This window comes from Thioalkalivibrio versutus, from assembly GCF_001999325.1.
In the GTDB taxonomy this organism is placed as follows: Bacteria; Pseudomonadota; Gammaproteobacteria; order Ectothiorhodospirales; family Ectothiorhodospiraceae; genus Thioalkalivibrio; species Thioalkalivibrio versutus.
Genome location: NZ_MVAR01000022.1, coordinates 24,831 through 46,232, shown reverse-complemented (window position 1 = coordinate 46,232; position 21,402 = coordinate 24,831). Strand labels below are relative to the sequence as shown.

Below are 21,402 nucleotides of genomic sequence, written 5' to 3'. Positions count from 1 at the left end.
GCACGAAAAAGGCCGGCCCGGGGAATTCCCGGGCCGGCCTTGCACTAGCGCCGACTTGTTCTTGAGGGCTTACCGATCAGTTCTGATCGATGAAGTCCGCGGTGAAATCGGCCACGTCATCCGCGAAGAAGTCGCGGAAGAAGTGATCGGCACCGTCCACGGTCATCAGGGTGATGTCGCCGCTGTCCTTCACCGCCTCGACCTTCTGCGGCAGGTCCGGCACCACGTCATCCTCGGAGCCGACGATCACCAGCGTCGGAATCTGCATCCCGCGGATCACCGAAGGGGTATCGTTCTGGCGGGTCGGTTCGTAGTAGCCAAGAAAGGCGCGCGGGGTCACGTCCAGCTCCTCGCAATAGAGGAAGCGCACGTCCTCCATCAGGGTCTCTTCCTGGTTCATGCGCTGCAGTTCGCGGGCACGATCCAGCATCACCTGCAGCGGCAGGCCGCTTTGCTCCTCGAAATCCGCCGCAGCCTCATCCTCGTCAAAGGTGGAAGCCGCCACCAGCACCAGGGCGCGGATGCCGTCCGGGTCGTGCTCGATCAGGTAGCGGGCGACCTGATTGGCGCCACGGGAGTGCCCGAACAGGGTGACTGGACCGTAGCCTTCGTCCTGCAGCCATTCGTGCCACAGGCTGACCTCCTGCAGGTGATCGTCGACCCCGTGACGCACCGGGGCGTCACACTCGAACATCCCTTCACGTGCATCGATCCCGTAGCTCAGGTTGATCGACAGGGAGTTCAGTCCGTGCTCGGCCAGCAGGTCCTGCACCCCCGCCATCACCTCCATGCGCCCGTGCGCCAGGGTGCCGTGCAGCATCAGCACCACACCGTCGGAGGGGCTCGCCCCCATGCCTTCCTTCATATGCCCGACCAGGGTCAGATCATCGCGTTCCAGCGTGACCTTCTCCGCAGCCAGCGCGGCCGGGGCCACCAACAATGCTGCGGCCGCAAGGGCGGCCGTGGCGATCCAACGGGACATGGGGAACCTCCTGGGTGGTTAGCGTGATCCAATAGACTCAGTAGCGGTGGGAAAATTCCGCCCGAACGGGCGGGCGTAGTCCTGACAGCGCGACCTGCGCAGCGCATGATAGGCAAATCTGGAACGGCCCCGCCGCCGCCACCTTGACGGTAGACGCATGAGCAATCGTGACCCATCCCTCGACTGGCACGCCCTGAAGACCGACGAGGTCCTCAAGCGCCTGGAGGTGGACGAGCACGGGCTCAAGTCTCCGGATGCCGAACAAAGGCTGCAGGACGTCGGCCCCAATCGCCTGCCGGAAACCGCACGCACCGGACCCATCCGGCGTTTCCTGCTGCAGTTTCACAACGTGCTGATCTACGTACTGATCGCCGCGGCCATCGGCACCGCTTTCCTCGGGCACTGGTTGGATACCGGCGTGATCCTAGGGGTGGTACTGATCAACGCGATCATCGGCCACATCCAGGAGGGCAAGGCGGAAAAGGCGCTGGATGCAATCCGCCAGATGCTCTCGCCGAAGGCGCAGGTGCTGCGCGACGGCCAGCGCCGGAGTATCCCTGCGGAAGAGCTGGTCCCCGGCGACATCGTCTACCTGCAGGCGGGAGACCGCGTCCCGGCGGACCTGCGCCTGACCGGGGCGCACAACATGCGCATCGACGAGGCCGCGCTGACCGGCGAATCGGTCGCCAGCGAGAAGCAGACCGCCCCGGTGGAGCCAGAGGCCGACCTCGGCGACCGCGTCTCGATGGCGTATTCCGGCACACTCGTCGCCTTCGGCCAGGGGCGCGGCGTGGTGATCGGCACCGGGGCCGATACGGAGATCGGGCGCATCTCCACCATGATCGGCGAGGTGGAGACCCTGACGACGCCGCTGCTGCGCCAGATCGCGCAGTTCGGCCGCTGGCTGTCGGTGGCGATCGGCATACTGGCCGCGGCCACCTTCGCCTTTGGCTTCTGGGTGCGCGACTACGACCTGGTGGAGACCTTCCTCGCGGCGGTCAGCCTCGCGGTCGCGGCCATCCCCGAGGGCCTGCCGGCGATCATGACCATCACCCTGGCGATCGGGGTACAGCGCATGGCCGCGCGCCACGCGATCATCCGCCGCCTGCCGGCGGTGGAGACCCTCGGCTCGGTCACCACCATCTGCTCGGACAAGACCGGCACCCTGACCCGCAACGAGATGACGGTGAAGAGCATCGTCACCACCGCGGCGGAGTACGAGCTGACCGGGGTCGGCTACGAGCCGCACGGCGGGATTACCCGCGACGGCCAGGAGGCCGACCCAGAATCCGACCCGCTGCTCGCGGAGATCCTGCGCGGCATCCTGCTGTGCAACGATGCCGAGGTCTACCCGAAGGACGACGCCTGGACCATGGAGGGGGACCCCACCGAGGGGGCGCTGATCACTGCGGCGATGAAGGGCGGGCTGGACCCGAAGGAGGTCAACGAGCGCTATGTACGCGACGACGTGATCCCCTTCGAGTCGTCCTACAAGTTCATGGCGACCCTGCATCACGATCACGAAGGCGGGGCATTCGTCTTCCTGAAGGGCGCGCCGGAACGCGTGCTGGCCGTCTGCAGCACCCAGCGCACCGCCGACGGCGAAGAGCCCCTGGACGCCGAACACTGGCAGCAGTGGATGGACGGCGTCGCCGCGCGCGGCCAGCGCCTGCTCGCCCTGGCCACGCGGAGCATGGAGGATCATCGCCGGGAACTGGAGTTTGCCGACATCGAGGATGGCGGTCTCACCCTGGTCGCCGTCTGCGGCATCATCGACCCGCCCCGCGAAGAGGCCATCAAGGCAGTGGCCCACTGCCAGGAAGCCGGCATCCGCGTAAAGATGATCACCGGCGATCACGGCGTCACTGCGCGCGCCATCGCCGACGAACTGGGCATCCGCACCGAGGGCGGCGTGGTGGTGGGCCACGAGCTGGAGAACGCCACCGACGAAGAGCTGGAGGAGCAGGTCCGCCACGTGGACGTGTTCGCCCGCGCCACGCCCGAGCACAAGCTGCGCCTGGTGCGCGCCATCCAGAGCCATCACGAGGTGGTGGCGATGACTGGCGACGGCGTCAACGACGCCCCGGCGCTCAAACGCGCGGATGTCGGGATCGCCATGGGCATCAAGGGCACCGAGGCCGCGCGCGAGGCCTCCGAGATGGTGCTGGCCGACGACAACTTCGCCTCCATCGCCAACGCGGTGGAAGAAGGCCGCACGGTCTACGACAACCTGAAGAAGGCCATCCTGTTTCTGCTGCCCACCAACGGCGGCCAGGCCTTCACCATCGTCGCCGCCATCCTGCTCGGCCTGACGCTGCCGCTGACCCCGGTGCAGGTGCTGTGGGTGAACATGGTCACCGCCGTGACCCTGGCGCTGGCGCTGGCCTTCGAACCGACCGAACCCGGCGTGATGCAGCGCTCTCCACGCCCGCCGCGCACCCCCCTGCTGTCCGGCTTCCTGATCTGGCGCGTGGGGTTCGTCTCGGCACTGCTGGTCGCCGGCACCTTCGGCCACTTCCTGTGGCTGGAACAACAGGGCGTGGCCGACGAATTCGCCCGCACCGTGGCGATCAACACCCTGGTCATGGGCCAGTTGTTCTTCCTGTTCAACAGCCGCTACATCCTGGAACCGTCCTGCAATCGCGAGGGCCTGTTCGGCAGCCGCCCCGTGCTGATCGCCGTCGGCGCCCTGATCCTGCTACAGGGCCTGTTTACCTACGCCCCACCGCTGCAGTTCCTGTTCGGCACCACCGCCATCGGCCTGGAGGAATGGGGCCGCATCCTCGTGTTTGGGATCGTCCTGTTCACCCTCGTCGAGCTGGAAAAGGCCTTCCTGCGCCGCCGCGGCTTCAACCCGCACCAGTAAATCCCGGTGCTGCGCAGGAACGCCATAACCAGGGGAAATCCGATCTGGAGGGATTGCGGCTTCAACCCGCGCTGACTTCTACCCGGTTGCGCCCGCCCTCCTTGGCGGCATACAGACCCAGATCAGCACGCTTGACGATTCCGCGTCTCTGATCACCCTCCCGGTATACCGCCACGCCGAAACTGGCGGTCACACTGCCGTAGTCACGGATCTCCAGGCCCGCGATCGCCGCGCGCAACCGTTCTGCCAGGCGGGTTGCACCCTCGAGACCGGTATTGGCTGCCAGTACGAGGAATTCTTCACCGCCCCAGCGACCCGCAAGATCGGCATCGCGCATGAAGGTCGAGACGGTCCGCGCCACCGTGACCAGCACTTCGTCACCGGCATCGTGACCCCAGGTATCGTTGAAGCGCTTGAAATGGTCGATATCGAACATGACCAGCGCGCAAGGTCGCCCGTAGCGTTCGGCCACGGCGACCTCCTGGTCGATCGCCTCCTCCATGCGGTAGCGGTTCCACAGGCCGGTGAGATGGTCACGGGTGGCCAGGCGCTCGAGCCGCTGGTTAAGCTGACTGATTTCGCCGGCCGCGATCAGCACGGCCAGATCGCTGGCCAGGTCGGTCGCCGCACGCAGCTCCGCCGATTGCCACGGGACACTCTGTCCGCGCACGATTTCCTTCCAGGAGGCGAAGCTCTCGCGCGGCGAAATTCGCCCACTTTGTCGGTCGAGTGTCTTTTCGGGGTTGCCCGCCCAGATGCGCGTTTCGGCCTTCTCGGATCGAAAGAACAGCAGCCAGGCGTCACGCGGGTTCCGGATCGGCAGCGGTACCGCCAGCAAGCCCGAGGCCCGGGCGGGTTCGCAGAACCTTCCCAGTTCGGTCCGGCCGAGTTCTCGCGATGACCAGGCCAGATCGCCGGAGTGATGCCTGTTCAACCAGGCGACGATCCCGTCGATCGATTCCGCATCCGGCACCGTGCCCACGCCGGCGCTCTGATCACCGGCGGCCAGAACCGCACCACTGGCCCGGAAGATCCGCAACCATTCCTTGCCGTGGCTTGCCAGCAGTTCTTCCGGTTCGGGAAACTCCCCACGCTGATCGACCAGGACGTCACGACTGTCGTTGGCCCGTTGAATCAGCGCGGCCTCCTCGCGGGCCTGGACCAATTCGAGCTGAACACAGGTGGTCTGCACCATGGCGCGCAGGGCATCACGCAACGCCGGCGACAGGATATTGCGTGCCGCTGCATGGCAGGCCAGCAACCCCCACAACCGTCCATCGAGGTGCAGGGCGATCGACATCGAGGCAACCACGCCCATGTTGGCCAGGTAGGTGACATGGATCGGTGCGACCGCCCGCAGGATGCCGCACGAAAGATCGAGGGGAGAAGCGTCGGCCGGGTCGCTTGCCGGGACGAGCGGCACGGCTGCCGCCGAAGCATCCGGGATGTCGCGCACCCGCATGATGCTGTAGAGCTGCCGCACCTGGGCGGGAATGTCGCTGGCCGGAAAGTGGTGACCCAGGTAGGTGTCGGCACCGTCGGCCAGGCTTTCGGCGACGACGCTGCCGTTCCAGTCCTCGTCGAACCGATAGATCATCACCCGATCGTAGCCGGCCAGCTCACGCACCAGGGCGGTGAGCGCGCGCAGCAGCCCGTCACGGGTCGTATGGCCGGACAGCTCGGTCTGCCAGTCGGCCATCGCGCCGAACAGCCAGCGTTCGGGATTGCCGGAAATCGGTTCGAGTTCGACCACCACGCGCGCACCACTGCGATACGACAGCAGGCGAAAACGCTGCGACCGGCCACGGCTACGCAGCGACACGATCAGCGCACCGTAACGGTTCCGTGAGTCGAGCTGGATGCGGATCTGATCGAGCCAGCGGCGAGTGAACATCCGCTCGGGTGTCATGGCAAGGGCATCGGCCGGCGCCACACCGAGGATGGATTCGAGGTTGGCGCTGACCTGGCGCACTTCCTGGAGCTGCTCGTCCATGGCAACCAGCGCACCATGCGGCTGAATCGCTCCCGGGATATGCACCGGCTCGCGGTCGCAAGCCTCGAGCGCGGCGTCCAGTTCCGGCTCGTCCATATCCTTCGTCTCCTTCGCGGAGTGACAGCGGGCCGTTAATTTACCGCATTTCGACAGCGCGTTTCCTGCTGTCGAAGGCATCCAGCTCGGCCTTGTAGTCGGCGAACGCCTCTCGGGCGCCTGCTACAGCCTGCGCGAGAGCGTCCTCGACTTCCAGCTCGCGCTCGAGCGTCGCCAGCAAGCGACCAAAATCGTCGGGCACGATGGTCTCACCGAAAAAACGGCAAGGCACCGTATCGCCCAGGCTGGAATGGATGCACCGGGCAATCAACGCACTGCCCTGACGCGATCCCTCCAGTACGTAAACCCGGCCCCACCAGGCCGCACGTCCATCCGAAAGGTCCGGCGGCGTCTGCGAGACCGGGGGGACGGGCTGGCCCAACTCGACCAGGTCCGCTTCCAGTCGCGCGAGACGTGGTGACAGCTCAAGTCCCGACTCCGCATGATGGCGGCTTGCATGAACCTGCCGCTCCAATCGGGCATGCGGTCGGCACATGGCCGCAAGTAATTCGGCGTACTGCTCGCGGGTAAGATCACTGCCGGTCAGGCGTCGCATCAACCGGTGATGGTCCAGCGCCTTGTGCGCCGCCGCCGTGGCCCTACGCAAGGTCTGGTGCACGTATCCCCGCTGATGCCTGTTCATGGATTCAAGATACCCGTTTTGGCCGAACCTGTGCTGCCCGGCAGCCCCAGTGCTGGGGTTTTCCTTCCACCATGCCAACAGGATCATTCAGCCGCTCGCCAGAACAATGCCCAGTGCGACGGCGTAAACAGCCAGGACAAGTGCGCTTTCGAATCCGATTCGGCCGACCCCATAGGTCTCGCGTCGCACCATGCCCAGTAGCAGAATGGCGGTCATCAGAATGCTGATCAGGCCCCAGGTCATCTGCACCGGCGCCATGTCGTGGTAGATGGATCCACCGGGATAGCCACCGTCGGCGGCCGCCACCACCAGAATGTTGAAGCAGTTGGTGCCGAAGATGTTGCTCACCGCCAAAGTCAGCGCCCCGCGGCGGATGGCCGCGATGGTCGTCACCAGCTCGGGCGAGGAGGTGGCAAGCGCCGTCAGCAGGCCCCCGACCATGGTTTCGGAGAGCCCGGTCTGGTCACTGATGACCTTGGCGGCCTCCATCAGCACCCAGCCGGCGATTCCGGTCACAGCCGCCAGACCAATAAAGCTGATCCAGGCCCTGCCCAGTCCACCATGACGGTGGCGTTCGGGCTTATCCGGAACCGTCTGGCGGGTACGTCGGGGAAACCACATGGGTTTGTTTTTTGTGCTGCGAACCAGATACAGCCCGAACAGGTACGCGACGACGATCACCGGGGTAATCGGGTGCAGGCCCCACATCGACACAGGCGGGGAAGCAATAGCAAGCAACGGCAGCGCCAGCAGCACGATCAGTAATGCAGCCTGCATCAGGGTGGTGGGTGAGGCGACCGCATGTTCCAGGTTCGCCTTGCGGTAGACCACGTCCGCGATGCCCAGAAACGCGAGATTCGCTGCCATGCTGCCCATAGCGTTGCTCATCGCCAGGTCGGGCCGGGCATCCAGCGCAGCAGTCAGGGTCGCGGCAAAGTCGGGCACCGAGGTCACGCCCGCCAGCAGGAAAATTCCGAACAGTGCCTCGCCCAGGCCAGTGCGGTCGGCCAGTTCATCGGCCACCCGCGCCAGCCGACTCCCCGCAATGATGATGACCACGGCCGCGATGCCAAAGGCGATCATGCTGGGGATCAAGGATGAAAGCATTCTGGGCCTCGAACTCCTCTATCGCCAACACGGTCGCGACGAGGGCTAACGCGCGTCACAGGCGCAAAGTTGCAGCACAGTGGAACTCTTGTCCCCCGTGTCGTTGGAATGCCGGGGTCTACCTCCGAATCTAGCAGGCCGGCCGCGTCCGCGGAATTGACCGGGAATCGGCAGACGACGAAGTGGTTGGGCACGAATGTCCGGAAGCAGCGGCCGCCGAGGGGTACCGTGCCGACGTCGGCACGAGCCTGCACCCCCCTCGGGGTGGTAAAGTGCCGACCCAGCGCGGGCCACGAGTGGCCAGCCCCCTCATCCAAACCGAATTCGTCGCAGGAGCACCATGGCGCAGTACATCTTCACCATGAACGGCGTGGGCAAGATCGTCCCGCCGAAGAAGTACATCCTCAAGGACATCAACCTGAATTTCTTCCCGGGCGCCAAGATTGGCGTGCTGGGCTACAACGGCGCGGGCAAATCTACCCTGCTGCGCATCATGGCAGGCGTGGATACCGACATTGTCGGCGAGGCGCGCCCGCAGCCGGGCATCCACATCGGCTACCTGTCGCAGGAGCCGCAGCTCGACGAGAACAAGGATGTCCGCGGCAACGTGGAAGAGGCCGTGGCCCCGGTCAAGGAAGCCCTGGCCGAGCTGGATCAGGTGTATGCCGCCTATGCCGAGCCGGAGGCCGACTTCGACGCCCTGGCCGCGAAGCAGGGCGAGCTGGAGGCGAAGATCGAGGCCGCCGACGGCCACAACCTGGAGCGAAAGCTGGAGGTGGCTGCCGACGCCCTGCGCCTGCCGCCGTGGGATGCCGACGTGAAGAACCTCTCCGGGGGGGAACGCCGCCGTGTGGCGCTGTGCCGGCTGTTGCTGTCCAACCCGGACATGCTGATCCTCGATGAGCCGACCAACCACCTGGACGCCGAATCCGTGGCCTGGCTGGAGCGCTTCCTGCAGGAGTTCCAGGGCACCGTGGTTGCGGTGACCCATGACCGCTACTTCCTCGACAATGTGGCCGGCTGGATCCTCGAGCTGGACCGTGGCCAAGGCATCCCGTTCCAGGGCAACTACTCGCAGTGGCTGGAACAGAAGGAAAAGCGCCTGAAGCAGGAAGAAAAGTCCGAGGCGGCCCGCGTGAAGGCGATGGAATCCGAACTGGAGTGGGTGCGCTCCAACCCGAAGGGCCGTGGTGCCAAGAGCAAGGCCCGCCTGAAGCGCTTCGAGGAGATCGCCTCCACCGACTACCAGAAGCGCTCCGAGACCAAGGAGATCTACATCCCGCCGGGCCCGCGTCTGGGCGACAAGGTGCTGGAGGTGGACAACCTGTCCAAGCACTTCGGCGATCGCGTGCTCTACCAGGGCCTGTCTCTCTCCGTTCCGCGCGGTGCGCTGATCGGCGTGATCGGCCCGAACGGCGTGGGCAAGACCACCCTGTTCCGCATGATCGCCGGCCAGGAACAACCGGACGAAGGGACCATCGAACTGGGCGAAACCGTGCAGCTGGCGTATGTCGACCAGAGCCGCGATGCCCTGCAGGACGAGAAGACGGTCTGGGAGGAGATCTCCAACGGCCAGGACATCATCCAGGTCGGCAACTTCCAGATGCCGTCACGCGCCTACGTCGGCCGCTTCAACTTCAAGGGCACCGACCAGCAAAAGCGCATGAAGGATCTCTCCGGTGGGGAGCGCAACCGCGTGCACCTGGCCAAGCTGCTGCAAAGCGGCGGCAACTTCCTGCTGCTCGACGAACCGACCAACGACCTGGACGTGGAGACCCTGCGCGCGCTGGAAGAGGCGCTGCTGGACTTCCCCGGCTCCGTGATCGTGATCTCGCATGATCGCTGGTTCCTCGACCGCATCGCCACGCATATCCTCGCGTTCGAGGAAGACGGCAACGTGGTGTTCTTCGACGGCAACTACCAGGAGTACGAGGAGGACCGCCACAAGCGCCTGGGCGCCGCGGCCGACCAGCCGCACCGGGTCAAGTACAAGCGACTCGCCTCCTGATCCACCCCGAACGCCCGGCACCCGCCGGGCCTTCGCCTTTCCGCGCCCCGGCACGCCACGATCCGTTCACGGGCAATGCCCGTTTCATCGGGCGCCCGGCCCGGCTGGAGACTACGGGCCCTGCGGCCGGGTCTTCTCCTCGAATTCCGTGGTAAACGCTTCCAGCTCCGCATCCTCGATCAGCCCCTCGCGCCGCATGCACGTGAACTGGTCAAGCGCCTTCGAGCGGGCGTGGCCATCGAAGATGAACGCAAGCCGCTTGTCCGCTGCGCGCACTTGCTCGTACAGGTCCAGAAAGCGTTCGTGATTCGACCGGTCGTCCTGTTCCATAGTCGCCCGACAATCGGCCAGGGCTCGTTCGCAGTAACGATCCAGCGCGGTTTCCTTCAACCGGCTGAACCGCTTCCAGTCCGACTCCTTGATCATTCCGGCCGCCTCCTGAAACTCGACACGTCAGGTGGTCAGGCGAGTGCGCGCCCAACAGACCGAAAATAATGCAACGGCAGCGATAGGCCCGCCAACCCTATCGGTGATCGCAGGTTGCGGTCAGGCGCCCGTCCACCGGCTCCCCCGTCATCTCCATATCCACGAATCGGCCGTCGGCCTGCAGTTCGCTTCCGTCGATCTGGAGCAGCGGCTCGGCAGCCCCTCCGGCGGCACTAATCCACTGCTGGCCCATGCGGGTCCGATTGGCCTCCAGCACCTCGCCCCCCGCACGAAAGTCCCCAAACTGCAGCGACACCGAGTGCGTCAGCATCCCCGCAACCGCATTGCGCGAGGCAAATACCCGCAGCGGGCCGCGATCCGTATCCGCGCGCGCCACCAGCGTCTGGTAGCGGTCATCCGACTCACCCGAGAAATCACAGACCTCCATCTCCAGCACGTACTCATCGCCCTCCAGGACCAGTATCGCGGCCCCGGCCGCGTGGGCATTCCCGGAAACCAGCGCAACGGAAAACAACGAGACCAGACAGGCGGGCAGGACCAGCGCTCGACGCATACGGGAGCTCCTTCGCATGGGTGGGGGTATGCCGGAAGCTTACCCCATCACCCCGCGAAGCTCCTGCCTCCTGCCATGCGGTCCATCCCGACGGCCGTGCCCCAGTTTCTGGGCGTTGGCCGGCGATGCGGATTCCCTTCGTTCGGGATGTGGTCCATATTCGGGTTAGCGGTCGGATTGCCCGGCCGGTCTGCCTTCGGGACGGAGGGCGATGCAGGGATCCATCAGCAGTACAGGAAGCGCGGGGTCTGCGGACGGCCGCGAGAGGCGACAGGCCCAACCCGAGCGAATCGCGACTTGTCGCCTGCAGCTGCACCCGGGGTTCACGCTGGACGACGCTGCCGCGATTGTTCCCTATCTCGCGCGGCTGGGGGTTTCGCATGTCTATCTTTCGCCGATCCTGCAGGCGGTGCGCGGCAGCACCCACGGCTATGACGTGGTCGACCCCTCGCGCGTCAACGAAGAGCTTGGCGGCGAGCCAGCACGCCAGCGCCTGTGCGCGGCGCTGGCGGCGGCCGGGATGGGCCTGGTACTGGACATCGTGCCCAATCACATGGCGGTGGCCGGGGACCAGAACCCGTGGTGGTGGGATGTGCTGGAGAACGGCCCGTCCAGCCCGTTTGCGACGTACTTCGACGTCGACTGGGAGTCCTCGGAGGAGCGCTGGCCAAACAAGGTCCTGCTCCCGGTGCTGGGCGATCATTACGGCCGTGTCCTCGAGGCCGGCGAGATCCGCCTGCAATATGGCGCCGGGCTGTTCGACCTCGCCTATTACGAGCACCGCTTCCCGCTAGACCCCTCCTCGCTCAACGAGCTGCTCGCCCGCGCCTGTCGCGCCACGGGTATCGAACTGCTGGGCTTTCTCGCGGAATCCTGTGCACGCCTGCCACAGCCGCATCTGATCGCACACCATTCGGTGCAACGGCGCCACCGCGACCAGGACGTGATCCGCCAGCTTCTGGACGACACGACCCGCCAGAACCCGGCGGCCGCCGAGGCGATCGCGACCGAGGTCGAGCGGATCAACGCCGACCCCGATGCCCTGGATGCGCTGATCGAGAAGCAGAACTACCGGCTGGCCTGGTGGCGCACCGCCGGCCGCGACCTTGGCTACCGGAGGTTTTTCGACATCAACGACCTGGCCGGGCTGCGGCAGGAGAAGGAGGAGGTCTTCCAGGCCCTGCATGCGTTGCCGGTCCGCTGGGTGGCGGAAGGCTCGGTGCACGGCCTGCGGGTCGACCACCCGGACGGACTGCGCGACCCCCGGCAGTACTTCAGCCAGTTGCACCGCGCCTGTCCGGACACCTGGATCGTCGCCGAGAAGATCCTCGAGCCCGGCGAGCAGCTGCCGGACGACTGGCCAATCGCCGGCACCACCGGCTACGACTTCCTCAACCGCGTGCAGGGGCTGTTCGCGGACCCGGCCGGCGAGACCCCGCTGACACGGCTGTTCGCGGAGCTCACCGGCGAGGAGGCCGACTACCCGGGACTGATCTACGAATCCAAGCGACAGATACTCAAGGACCTGCTCGGCAGCGAACTCAATCGCCTGAGCTCGCTGTTCGTGGATATCTGCGAACGCCACCGCCGCCACCGCGACTACACCCGTCACGAGCTGTACCTCGCCCTGCTGGAGGCGGCGGCCTGCTTCCCGGTCTACCGCACCTATGTCACCCCACGCGAAGGCGGCGTGACGGCGGCCGACGTCGGCTGCGTGGAGACCGCGATCCAGCAGGCCGCCGAGCGCCGCCCGGAGCTGGACAGCGAGCTGCTGCAGTTCCTGCGCAACCTGCTCCTGCTACGCATCCCCGGCGAGCGCGAGACCGAGCTCGCCCTGCGCTTCCAGCAGCTGACAGGCCCGGCGATGGCCAAGGGCGTGGAGGATACCGCGCTGTACCGCTTCCACCGCCTGACGGCACTCAACGAGGTCGGCGGCGACCCGGGAAGCTTCGGGTTGTCGGTGGACGAATTCCACGAGGCCAGCGCCCGGGCCCGGGCGCTGCACCCCGAGGCGATGCTGGCCACCTCGACCCATGACACCAAGCGCAGCGAGGACGTACGCGCTCGCCTTCTGCTGCTCTCCGAGATGCCGGAGGCCTGGGCCAGGAGCGTGCGTCGCTGGATGCGTCACAACGCCCGCCACCGCAGTGGTGGGTGGCCGGACCCGGCCACCGAGTACCTGTACTACCAGACGCTGGTCGGTGCCTGGCCGATCGACGCCGAGCGCATGACGGCCTACATGGAAAAGGCCGCACGCGAGGCCAAGCAGCACACCAGCTGGACCCATCCGCAGGAGGACTACGAGCAGGCCCTGCGCGATTTCGTGGCCGGCACCCTGGACGACCCGGGGTTTCGCGAATCGCTGGAGTCGTTCCTGCAGCCACTGGTCGGCCCCGGCCGCACCAACAGTCTGGCGCAGACCCTGATCAAGCTCACCGCACCGGGCATCCCGGACATCTACCAGGGCAGCGAGCTGTGGGACCTGAGCCTGGTCGACCCGGACAATCGCCGCCCGGTGGACTTCGACACGCGGACCCGCCTGCTGGAGGAACTCGCGCACCTCTCGCCGGCACAGATCAACGCCCGCGGCGACGAGGGCCTGCCCAAGCAGTGGGTGGTGCACCAGGCCCTGGCCCTGCGCCGCCGCCACCCGGAGTGGTTCCGCCCGGACGCGGCCTGTACCCCGCTGCGCGCCAGCGGCGAACGCGCCGGGCACGCGGTCGCCTACCTGCGCGGCGAAGGGGCGCTGGTGCTGGTGCCGCGCCTGACACTCGGGCTGGCGGGCGACTGGGGCGGCACCCGGCTTGCGGTTCCACCCGGCACTTGGCACAACCGCCTGTCCGGCGCGGCGTTGCAAGGCGGCGACTACCCGGTCGCGGAGATCCTCGATGCGTTTCCGGTGGCCCTGCTCGAACGCGAGGAGGCCACGTCATGACCACCGTTAGCGTGTGGGCCCCCGAGGCGCATCAGGTCGAACTGGAGTGCGGTGGCAGCCGCATGCCAATGGACTGCCGCGCGGACGGCTGGTGGTCGCTGCAGACCTCGCGGGTGGTGCACGGCAGCGACTATGCCTTCCGCGTCGACGGCAACGGCCCGTTCCCCGACCCGCGCTCCGCCTGGCAGCCACAGGGCGTGCACGGCCCGTCGTGCTGGCTGGAGCATTCCCGCTTCGTCTGGAACGACGCCGGCTGGCAGGCGCCGCCGCTGGCCGCGGCGGTGATCCAGGAGATCCACGTCGGCACTTTTACCCCGGAAGGCAGCTTCGACGGCGTAATCGACCACCTCGATCACCTGGTCGACCTCGGCATCACCCACCTGGAGCTGATGCCGGTGGCGGCATTCCCCGGCGAGCGCGGCTGGGGCTACGACGGGGTCGACCTGTACGCACCGCACCACGCCTACGGGGGCCCCGATGGCCTGAAAAGGCTGGTGGATGCCTGCCACCGCCGCGGCATCGCGGTGCTGCTGGACGTGGTCTACAACCACCTCGGGCCGGACGGCAACTACCTGGCGCAGTTCGGCCCCTATTTCACCGACCACTACCAAACCCCCTGGGGCGACGCGATGAACCTCGACGGCCCGGACAGTGACCCCGTGCGCCGCTTCTTCGTCGACAACGCCCTGATGTGGCTGCGCGACTACCACATCGACGGCCTGCGCATCGACGCGGTACACGCGATTGTCGATACCTCGGCCACCCATTTCATCGAGCAGCTCGCCACCGAGGTGCAACGCCTCGGGCGCGCGCGCGGGCGGCACCTGGTGGTGATCGCGGAGAACGACCGCAACGACCCGCGCGTGGCACGGCCGGTCGAGGCCGGCGGCTACGGGCTGGACGCGCAGTGGAACGAGGACTTCCATCACGCACTGCATGCCCTGCTGACCGGGGAATCCGACGGGTACTACGCGGACTTCGGACGCCTCGCGGATGTCGCCCGGGCGCTGACGCGCGGCCTCGTCTATGACGGGCGCTACTCCCACTACCGCCGGCGTACCCACGGGCGACCGGCCTCCGACCTGCCCGGACGGCGTTTCATCGGCTGCCTGCAAAACCACGACCAGATTGGCAATCGGGCCCTGGGGGACCGAATCAGTGAAGGCGTCTCGCCGGGACTACTGAAGATTGGCGCAGCCCTGGTGATGACCAGTCCCTTCGTGCCCATGCTGTTCCAGGGGGAGGAATGGGCGGCCGCGACGCCGTTTTTGTATTTCACCGATCACACGGACACCGACCTGGGGCGCGCGGTGACCGAAGGCCGCCAGCGCGAGTTCGCGGCCTTCCGCCGGGGCACCGATCCCGGCAACGTCCCGGACCCGCAATCCATCGAGACCTTCGAACAATCCCGCCTGGACTGGGACGAGCTCGGACGCGAGCCGCATGCCGACATCTTGCAGTGGTACCGGGCCCTGATCGCCCTGAGGCATGCCCACTCGGCGTTCGGCGACGACCGTCTGGAGGCGATCGAGGCGCATTTCGACGAGGCGGCACGCTGGTTGATCGTGCACCGGCCCGGACTGCGGGTGGTGTGCAACCTGCACCCTGCCCCGCAACGGCTGGCCTGCCCGGGCGCCGCGGCCGGTCACCTCCTGCTCCAGTCCGATACAGGTATCGTGGTGGGTCCGGACACCCTGGAGCTGCCCGGCGAGTCCGTCGTGATCCTGGACGCGCCTGCCCCCTCCTGCCTGCCCTGCCAACCGTCCATGTCAAAGGAGTGATCCAGTGACCGTATCCGACCGCCCCGTACACCGCATTGACGGCTACCTGCCGATCGAGGAGCACGGCCTGATCGGGAACTGCACGACTGCCGCCCTGGTCGGTCGCGACGGGACCATCCCCTGGATGTGCGTCCCCCGCTTTGACTCCGAACCCTTGTTCTGCGCGCTGCTGGATCACCAGCGCGGCGGCGCCTTCACCGTGGCCCCGGAACCCCTGGTCACCTCGCACCAGCGCTATATTCCGGATACCGCCGTCCTGATCACCGAGATGACCGGACCAGAGGGGCGCGTCCGGGTGACCGACTGTCTGCCCCTGCGCGCAGGGGCAGACCTCTCTGAGGACGCACCCGCCGGACGGAATGAGCTGCTTCGCCGGATCGAGGTGCTGGAGGGCCGGGTACACCTGCGGGTCCGCGTCACACCCCGGGGCGGTGCGGATGTCTATCCGCACGGGGCCGGGCTGGGCCTGGCGTTGCACCGCCAGCCGGACCTGGAACTGGCCCTGAGCTCGTCCCTGCCGCTGGAGGACGCGGACAGCCTGCATGAACTGGAGGCCGGGGAGCAGCACCACGTGCTCCTCGGGTGGGGGCCGCATACGCATCGGTTCCAGCCCCGCACCCCGCAGGACCTGCTCGAGGCCACCCTGCTGGTCTGGCGACGCTGGATGACGCACTTCAGCTATGAAGGGCCTCGCGAGGACCTCGTCCGCCGCTCGGCTGTCACCCTCAAGCAGATGGACTACACCGCGACCGGGGCCATGATCGCGGCACCGACATCCTCCCTGCCGGAGGCGATCGGCGGCCCGCGCAACTGGGATTACCGCTACGCGTGGATCCGCGATGCGGCGTTCTCGGTGTATGCGATGAGCGATATCGGCATGACCCACGAGGCCGCCGGGTTTATCGGCTGGGCCCTGGACGCCGTCGATCGCGCGGGCTGGCCCCGGGTGCTGTACGACGTGGACGGCCACCTCCCGCAACCGGAGCGCAGCGATCCCGAACTGGAGGGCTACCGTGGTTCGGGGCCCGTGCGCTGGGGGAACGGCGCGGTCGAACAGCGCCAGCATGACGTGTTCGGGGAGATCCTCGATTGCGCCTGGCGCTGGGTACGCTGGGGCGGCACGCTGGACGATCACCTGTGGCAGCGCCTGCGGCGCCTGGTCGAGTCCGCCAAGACCGAATGGAAAAACCCCGACCACGGGATCTGGGAGGTCCGCACAGCCGGACGACCGTTTACCTACTCCGCCGCCCTGTGCGCGGTCGCGCTGGAGCGCGGGGCTGCGCTGGCCGAGAGCAACGGCGTGCAAGGCGACAGTGCGCTCTGGCGCTCCGAGGCGCGGCAGATCCACGAGGCGATCCTGGAACAGGCCTGGGACCCCGAACTCCAGAGCCTGACCGAACATCTGGGCGGCGGCGGCATCGACGCGAGTCTGCTGGCACTACCCGGACGCGGCGTCATCCCCGCGGATCACCCGAAGATGGTCGCCACTACCGAGGCCGTCGTCCGGCGCCTGGGTGCCGGCAACGGCCTGCTCTACCGCTATCTGCCGGAGGAATCCCCGGACGGACTGCCCGGGCACGAGGGTGCGTTTGTGCTGTGCAGCTTCTGGCTGGTCGACAATCTGGTCGGGCAGGGTCGACTGGAGGAGGCCCAGGCGCTGTACGACTCCCTGTGCGACCGCACCAATGCGCTGGGTCTGCTCCCGGAACAGATCGACCCCGCTAGCGGCGCTTTCCTCGGCAACTTCCCGCAGGCGTTCAGCCACGTCGGCCTGATTTCGAGCGGCATCAAGCTCGCGCGGGCGCTGGAGCGAAGCCGGGAGCGTTGAGAACAGTCAACTTACGTTAAGCGGTGCCCGAGGCCCGAAAGGCCTCCGTACTGGGGAGACACCCTCTTCAGGCGGTCGGCATCATCGAGGAGTGGTGATGGACGATCTTCCATCCCCCGTCACGGTTCTCGTAGACGAAGGTGTAGCGCGCGGGGACTTCCTTGGTCTCACCGCCATCCGTCACGCGAAAGGTGTAGGTGCCGGCATCGGTGAGCTTGTTGCAGCCAAGCTTCACGTTGCGGGTGTTGATCGTCCCAAAGGGCTTCTTCTCCAGGAAGTGCTCGAAGTAGTCCTGGATCTCGGCGTGCGTGGTGCGCGGGACGTTGGAGACGGTCGGGAGCAGAACAGCGTCCTCGGCATAGCGCTCGGCGACCTTGCGCGCGTCACCCGTCTGCAGGGCCGCGTTCCAGCCCTCGAACAGTTCCTCGGCCAGTCGGCGGGTCGCCGGCGCACAGACCACGCAGCTCTCGTTGGCTGGGGTATCGATCGCGCCGAACCGGGGATCACCGCCGGTCCCGGTCACCGGATGGTGCTGGTCGCGGTGCGAGGCGCTCAGGCTCAGGCGCGCGCGCGGCGCCTGGTCGGCGTTGATGAACTGGGTGCCGCTGATACGCGGTCGGCTGCTCGTGGTCACTGACTGATCTCCGAGTTCGGCCGTTAGCGGCCGGGTAATCCGTGAATTGTAAGGTACGCTCCCGGGCCTGTCATTCCGGGCCCGCCCCGAATGACTCCGCTGTCAGCGCCCCCTGCAGATTGGGCCGCTGCGCTTGCAATGGCCGTTTGTGGTCAGCTCGCCTGGGCCTTGAAGGCCGCAAGGAGATCCTCGACCTGGCCGCGCACGCGCGCCTCGTCCTGGATCGCGAAGTCGAGAAAGGTCTGCGCGACCACCGACAGGACCTTCTGCCTGGGGTGAACGATGTGCCACTGGCGGTGAATCGGGAAGTGCTCCACATCCAGCAGTGCTACCGGCCCGCCCGCCCCCTCCGCGCTGAGGGTGTGCAATGACAGCACCGCAATCCCCAGGCCGCCGATTACCGCCTGCTTGATCGCCTCGTTGGACCCGAGCTCCATGCGCACCGTCGGGCTGATCCCGTGCTCCTGGAACAGCTTGAGCGTTGCCTCGCGGATCCCGGAGCCCGGCTCGCGCATCAGGAACGTCTCCTGTTCCAGGCGTTCGATCGGGATGTTGCGCTGTCCGACGAGCGGGTGATCGCGGCTGGCCATCACCACCAGCGGGTTCGGTGCGAACGGATACACCGCGATGTCGGTCAGCCGCTCGGGCACGTGTCCAATGATGTACAGATCGTCATCGTTGTTGGCCAGGCGCTGCAGCACGCGATCGAAGTTGCTGACCTCCAGCGACAGTTCGATGTCCGGATAGCGCTTGGCGAACTGCCCGAGGATCGTCGGCGCGAAGTACTGCGCGGTGGTGATCACCGCCAGGCGCAGCCGCCCCCGCTTGAGCCCGTGCATTTCCGCGAGCTTCATCTCCAGGTTGGTCAGCGCGCCGAGCATCTCGCGACAGGTGTCGTACAGCAACAGCCCGACCTCGGTGGGGAAGGCCTTGCGCCCAACGTACTCGAACAGCGGCAGGCCGAGGGCGCCGGAGAGCTTCTTGATCTGGATGGAGACGGTGGGCTGGGTCAGGTAAAGCTCTTCCGCCGCGCGGGTAAAGCTACCCAGGCGCACGATCGCTTCGAACACCTGCAGCTGGCGCAGGGTGGCGTGCCGGATCAGGTGCGCCGGCAGTTCGGATTTCAGCATCACCTGCGGAAGGCCGGACTCCTTCTGCGGTGTCGTGCCGGTCCCTTTCCTGGCCATGCTAGTACCCGTGACCCCTACCGGGTGAGACCGGCGTACAGCATCGGCAGCTTTTCCGGGAGCCGTTCGATACGATCCAGCACCATGAAGTGCTGTGCCCCGAAGATCCGTTCGACGTACTCGTCGGCGTTCGGGTCCAGGCTGATACAGAAGCTGTAGACGCCGTTCTTTCCCACCTCTTCCACCGCACGTTTCGCGTCCTGACGCAGGTACTGCGGGTCGCGCACATCGGTATCCGCCGGCTCGCCGTCGGTCACGATCAGCAACAGCTTCTTCTGCGTCCCCTGTTGCTGCAGCAGATGCCCGGCATGCCGAACGGCCGCGCCCATGCGAGTGGAGAGCTGTCCCTTCATCCCGGCCAGTCGTGCCCGGGCGTGATCGTCGTAGGGGGCGCCGAAGTCCTTGAAGCGGTAGTACTCGACATCGTGGCGACCATCCGAGGCAAAGCCGTGGATAGCGAAGGGATCGCCAATCTTGGAGATTGCGCCGCCCAGCAGAGCGGTGGCCTCGCGCGCCAGCTGTACCACACTGGTATCCGTACCCTGGACCATCTCGTTGGTGGACTCGGACAGATCCAGCAGCACCAGCACCGACAGATCGCGCACCTGGCGGATATTGCGCACGTAGATGCGCTCGTCGGGCTGCCGCCGCATGCGCAGATCGATCTGTGCATCGACCAGCGCGTTCAAGTCCAGCTCGTCGCCCTCGGCCTGCTTGCGCAGACGCTGGACACCCTGCGGTTGCATCGCCTCGATCAGGAACTTCAGGCGCGAGATCAGCGGCTTGTGCTTTTCGTTAATCGCGTCGATCTCGGCCACGTCGCCCTTCTGCGGACGCCGCTCCAGCAGGGTGACCCAGTGCGGCCGTTCCAGCTGCATCTGGTAATCCCACTCATGGTAGTGATACGGCAGCGAGATCGGCTCCTTGCCCTCCTGCTGGTTGATGCTTTCCTCTTCGCCGTCCCGGAACCATTCGGTCGCCAGCACCATGATCATCTGGGCATCGTCCCCAGCGCCAGGGACATCGAGGGTGTTGATCATCTCCATGGGGGTCACGTAGACGCGTTCCTGGTTCGAACCGCTGGCCATCAGCGTCTCGAAGTCGTCTTCCTCGCGCCCGAACGCCCACATGTAGCGATTGTCGTCACGGTAGAGCACATCCGGCGCGACCTGCCGCGGGTTCATGTAGCCCTGCTCCGGAAATTCCGGCGCCAGGGCCTCGGCCAGGGCGCGCGCCAGGCCGGGGGCCTCGAGATCCTCCGTCCGTTCGGCCAGCGCCGCACGGGCCCTGGTCGCGAACGGATGGTCGTCGCGGTAGTCCGGGTCCAGCAGGGCCCGGGCGGTGCGGGCCAGCAGGGCCTGCGGCGCTTCACCGTCGTCCGGGGTCGCGGTATGCAGGGGTGTCCAGAGGTTGCGCAAACCCGGGAAACCCTGGCTTGCCAGGGCCTCCACGCGGGCATCCTCGAACAACTCGGTCAGCACGCCGGTCACGCCGCGCGGCGCCTCCTCTGGCTGCATTTCCCGCGTGTAGACCACATGGGCCGCGGCATGGGCCGCCGCCGCACGGTAGAGATCGAGCCCGGTCAGGCCTTCCCAGTCGTCGAAGGCATCCGGCAGGAAGATCGTGAAGCCCTCGATATAGGGCTTGTAGCCCTCGCGCGACTCGAAGTCGCCACTCGTCGGCCGCATGAAGAAATCGCGCGCCCAGAGCGAACGCAGGTAGAGGTTGATGCGCCGCTGCACATCCACGAACAGCGTGCCGCGTCGCTCCTTCTGGAATACTGAACGGGACTCGGGCGATTCCAGACCAAAATAGGCGATCTGTTCCTCGAGGTCGGTACGGTGGGCCTGCGCGCCCCAGGTCGCCCAACGGCGCAACCCGCCCAGCGTCAGTTGCGAAAGCAACTCGTCGAGGCGTTCCAGCATCGGCCGAACGCCGCGTGGCGCCTGCCCCAGCAGGTTGTCGACCAGGCGCAGATATCCCCCGAACAGGCGCAGGTCGCCCAGGCGTCGCGCCGCAATCGGGCTGGTGGAGATCAGCAGGGTAATGACCGCCCCACTCGTCTTGGAGTACATCTTGATCGCCGAGCTCACCAGCTCTCCGACCGCATCCTCGCCCAGCTCCTGCGCCAGATCCGGCGCCTCCTGGACGAAGGCCACGACCATCTCCGAACCTCGCCCCAGGGAGTGCAGGCTGCGTGCGCCTTCCAGGTAGTAGCGCTTCAGACCACCCGTACTGAAGGCCCGCGTCGCTTCCTGCCACGAGGCCTCGAGTACCTCGGCGGCCTGCCCCCCGAGGTCCTCGAGGAGGTCCTGGTATTCCTCCAGATGGATGCTCATCGT

The 21,402-nt window shown here is 66.6% G+C and carries 14 protein-coding genes; 5 read left to right on the top strand and 9 right to left on the bottom strand.

Annotated features, from left to right (window positions below; genetic code table 11):
• Window positions 1-76: 76 nt before the first annotated feature.
• The gene (locus B0684_RS08410) at window positions 77-982 is read right to left on the bottom strand and encodes an alpha/beta hydrolase (RefSeq protein WP_018649839.1); all 906 of its coding nucleotides are present in this window, start codon (window positions 980-982) and stop codon (window positions 77-79) included.
• 157 nt (window positions 983-1,139) lie between these two features.
• On the opposite strand from B0684_RS08410, the gene B0684_RS08405 reads away from it, so the two are divergent.
• The gene (locus B0684_RS08405; RefSeq protein WP_018649838.1) at window positions 1,140-3,848 is read left to right on the top strand and encodes a cation-transporting P-type ATPase; all 2,709 of its coding nucleotides are present in this window, start codon (window positions 1,140-1,142) and stop codon (window positions 3,846-3,848) included.
• Window positions 3,849-3,909: 61 nt separating this feature from the next.
• Here B0684_RS08405 and B0684_RS08400 read toward each other — a convergent pair whose 3' ends face one another.
• The 3 genes from B0684_RS08400 to B0684_RS08390 all read right to left on the bottom strand — a co-directional run bounded on the left by B0684_RS08400 (window position 3,910) and on the right by B0684_RS08390 (window position 7,663).
• Window positions 3,910-5,937 carry a sensor domain-containing diguanylate cyclase gene (locus B0684_RS08400; RefSeq protein WP_018649837.1) on the bottom strand — a complete coding sequence of 676 codons (2,028 nt, stop codon included), beginning with the start codon at window positions 5,935-5,937 and terminating at the stop codon, window positions 3,910-3,912.
• Window positions 5,938-5,977: 40 nt separating this feature from the next.
• Entirely contained in the window at window positions 5,978-6,580 is a 603-nt protein-coding gene (locus B0684_RS08395; protein ID WP_143592454.1) for a biliverdin-producing heme oxygenase, read from the bottom strand.
• A gap of 87 nt (window positions 6,581-6,667) precedes the next feature.
• Window positions 6,668-7,663, bottom strand: coding sequence for a sodium:calcium antiporter (locus tag B0684_RS08390; protein ID WP_018649835.1), 996 nt, complete (start codon window positions 7,661-7,663; stop codon window positions 6,668-6,670).
• Between the two features lie 364 nt (window positions 7,664-8,027).
• On the opposite strand from B0684_RS08390, the gene ettA reads away from it, so the two are divergent.
• Entirely contained in the window at window positions 8,028-9,695 is a 1,668-nt protein-coding gene (gene ettA / locus B0684_RS08385; RefSeq protein WP_018168610.1) for an energy-dependent translational throttle protein EttA, read from the top strand.
• Between the two features lie 111 nt (window positions 9,696-9,806).
• On the opposite strand, the gene B0684_RS08380 is transcribed toward ettA, so the two are convergent.
• The gene (locus B0684_RS08380; protein WP_018649834.1) at window positions 9,807-10,121 is read right to left on the bottom strand and encodes a hypothetical protein; all 315 of its coding nucleotides are present in this window, start codon (window positions 10,119-10,121) and stop codon (window positions 9,807-9,809) included.
• 97 nt (window positions 10,122-10,218) lie between these two features.
• Window positions 10,219-10,695 carry a hypothetical protein gene (locus tag B0684_RS08375; RefSeq protein WP_018177025.1) on the bottom strand — a complete coding sequence of 159 codons (477 nt, stop codon included), beginning with the start codon at window positions 10,693-10,695 and terminating at the stop codon, window positions 10,219-10,221.
• A gap of 211 nt (window positions 10,696-10,906) precedes the next feature.
• Here B0684_RS08375 and treY point away from each other — a divergent pair, with 211 nt between their 5' ends.
• The 3 genes from treY to B0684_RS08360 are packed head-to-tail and all read left to right on the top strand — an operon-like array spanning window position 10,907 to window position 17,239.
• Window positions 10,907-13,630: a malto-oligosyltrehalose synthase gene (treY, locus tag B0684_RS08370; protein WP_018177024.1), complete on the top strand. Its 2,724-nt coding sequence runs from the start codon at window positions 10,907-10,909 to the stop codon at window positions 13,628-13,630.
• Window positions 13,627-15,411 (top strand): malto-oligosyltrehalose trehalohydrolase, encoded by a 1,785-nt coding sequence (gene treZ, locus B0684_RS08365; protein WP_018649833.1) that lies wholly within the window; start codon window positions 13,627-13,629, stop codon window positions 15,409-15,411. Before treY ends, treZ begins: the two co-directional genes overlap by 4 nt.
• A gap of 4 nt (window positions 15,412-15,415) precedes the next feature.
• Window positions 15,416-17,239, top strand: a complete 1,824-nt coding sequence (locus B0684_RS08360) for a glycoside hydrolase family 15 protein (RefSeq protein ID WP_018649832.1) — start codon at window positions 15,416-15,418, stop codon at window positions 17,237-17,239.
• A gap of 67 nt (window positions 17,240-17,306) precedes the next feature.
• Here B0684_RS08360 and B0684_RS08355 read toward each other — a convergent pair whose 3' ends face one another.
• From B0684_RS08355 to B0684_RS08345, 3 genes are all read right to left on the bottom strand, one after another.
• Window positions 17,307-17,873, bottom strand: coding sequence for an SgcJ/EcaC family oxidoreductase (locus B0684_RS08355; RefSeq protein WP_018168604.1), 567 nt, complete (start codon window positions 17,871-17,873; stop codon window positions 17,307-17,309).
• 152 nt (window positions 17,874-18,025) lie between these two features.
• Window positions 18,026-19,003: a LysR family transcriptional regulator gene (locus B0684_RS08350; protein WP_018168603.1), complete on the bottom strand. Its 978-nt coding sequence runs from the start codon at window positions 19,001-19,003 to the stop codon at window positions 18,026-18,028.
• 74 nt (window positions 19,004-19,077) lie between these two features.
• Entirely contained in the window at window positions 19,078-21,399 is a 2,322-nt protein-coding gene (locus B0684_RS08345; RefSeq protein WP_018177020.1) for a nitric oxide reductase activation protein NorD, read from the bottom strand.
• Between the last annotated feature and the right edge of the window lie 3 nt (window positions 21,400-21,402).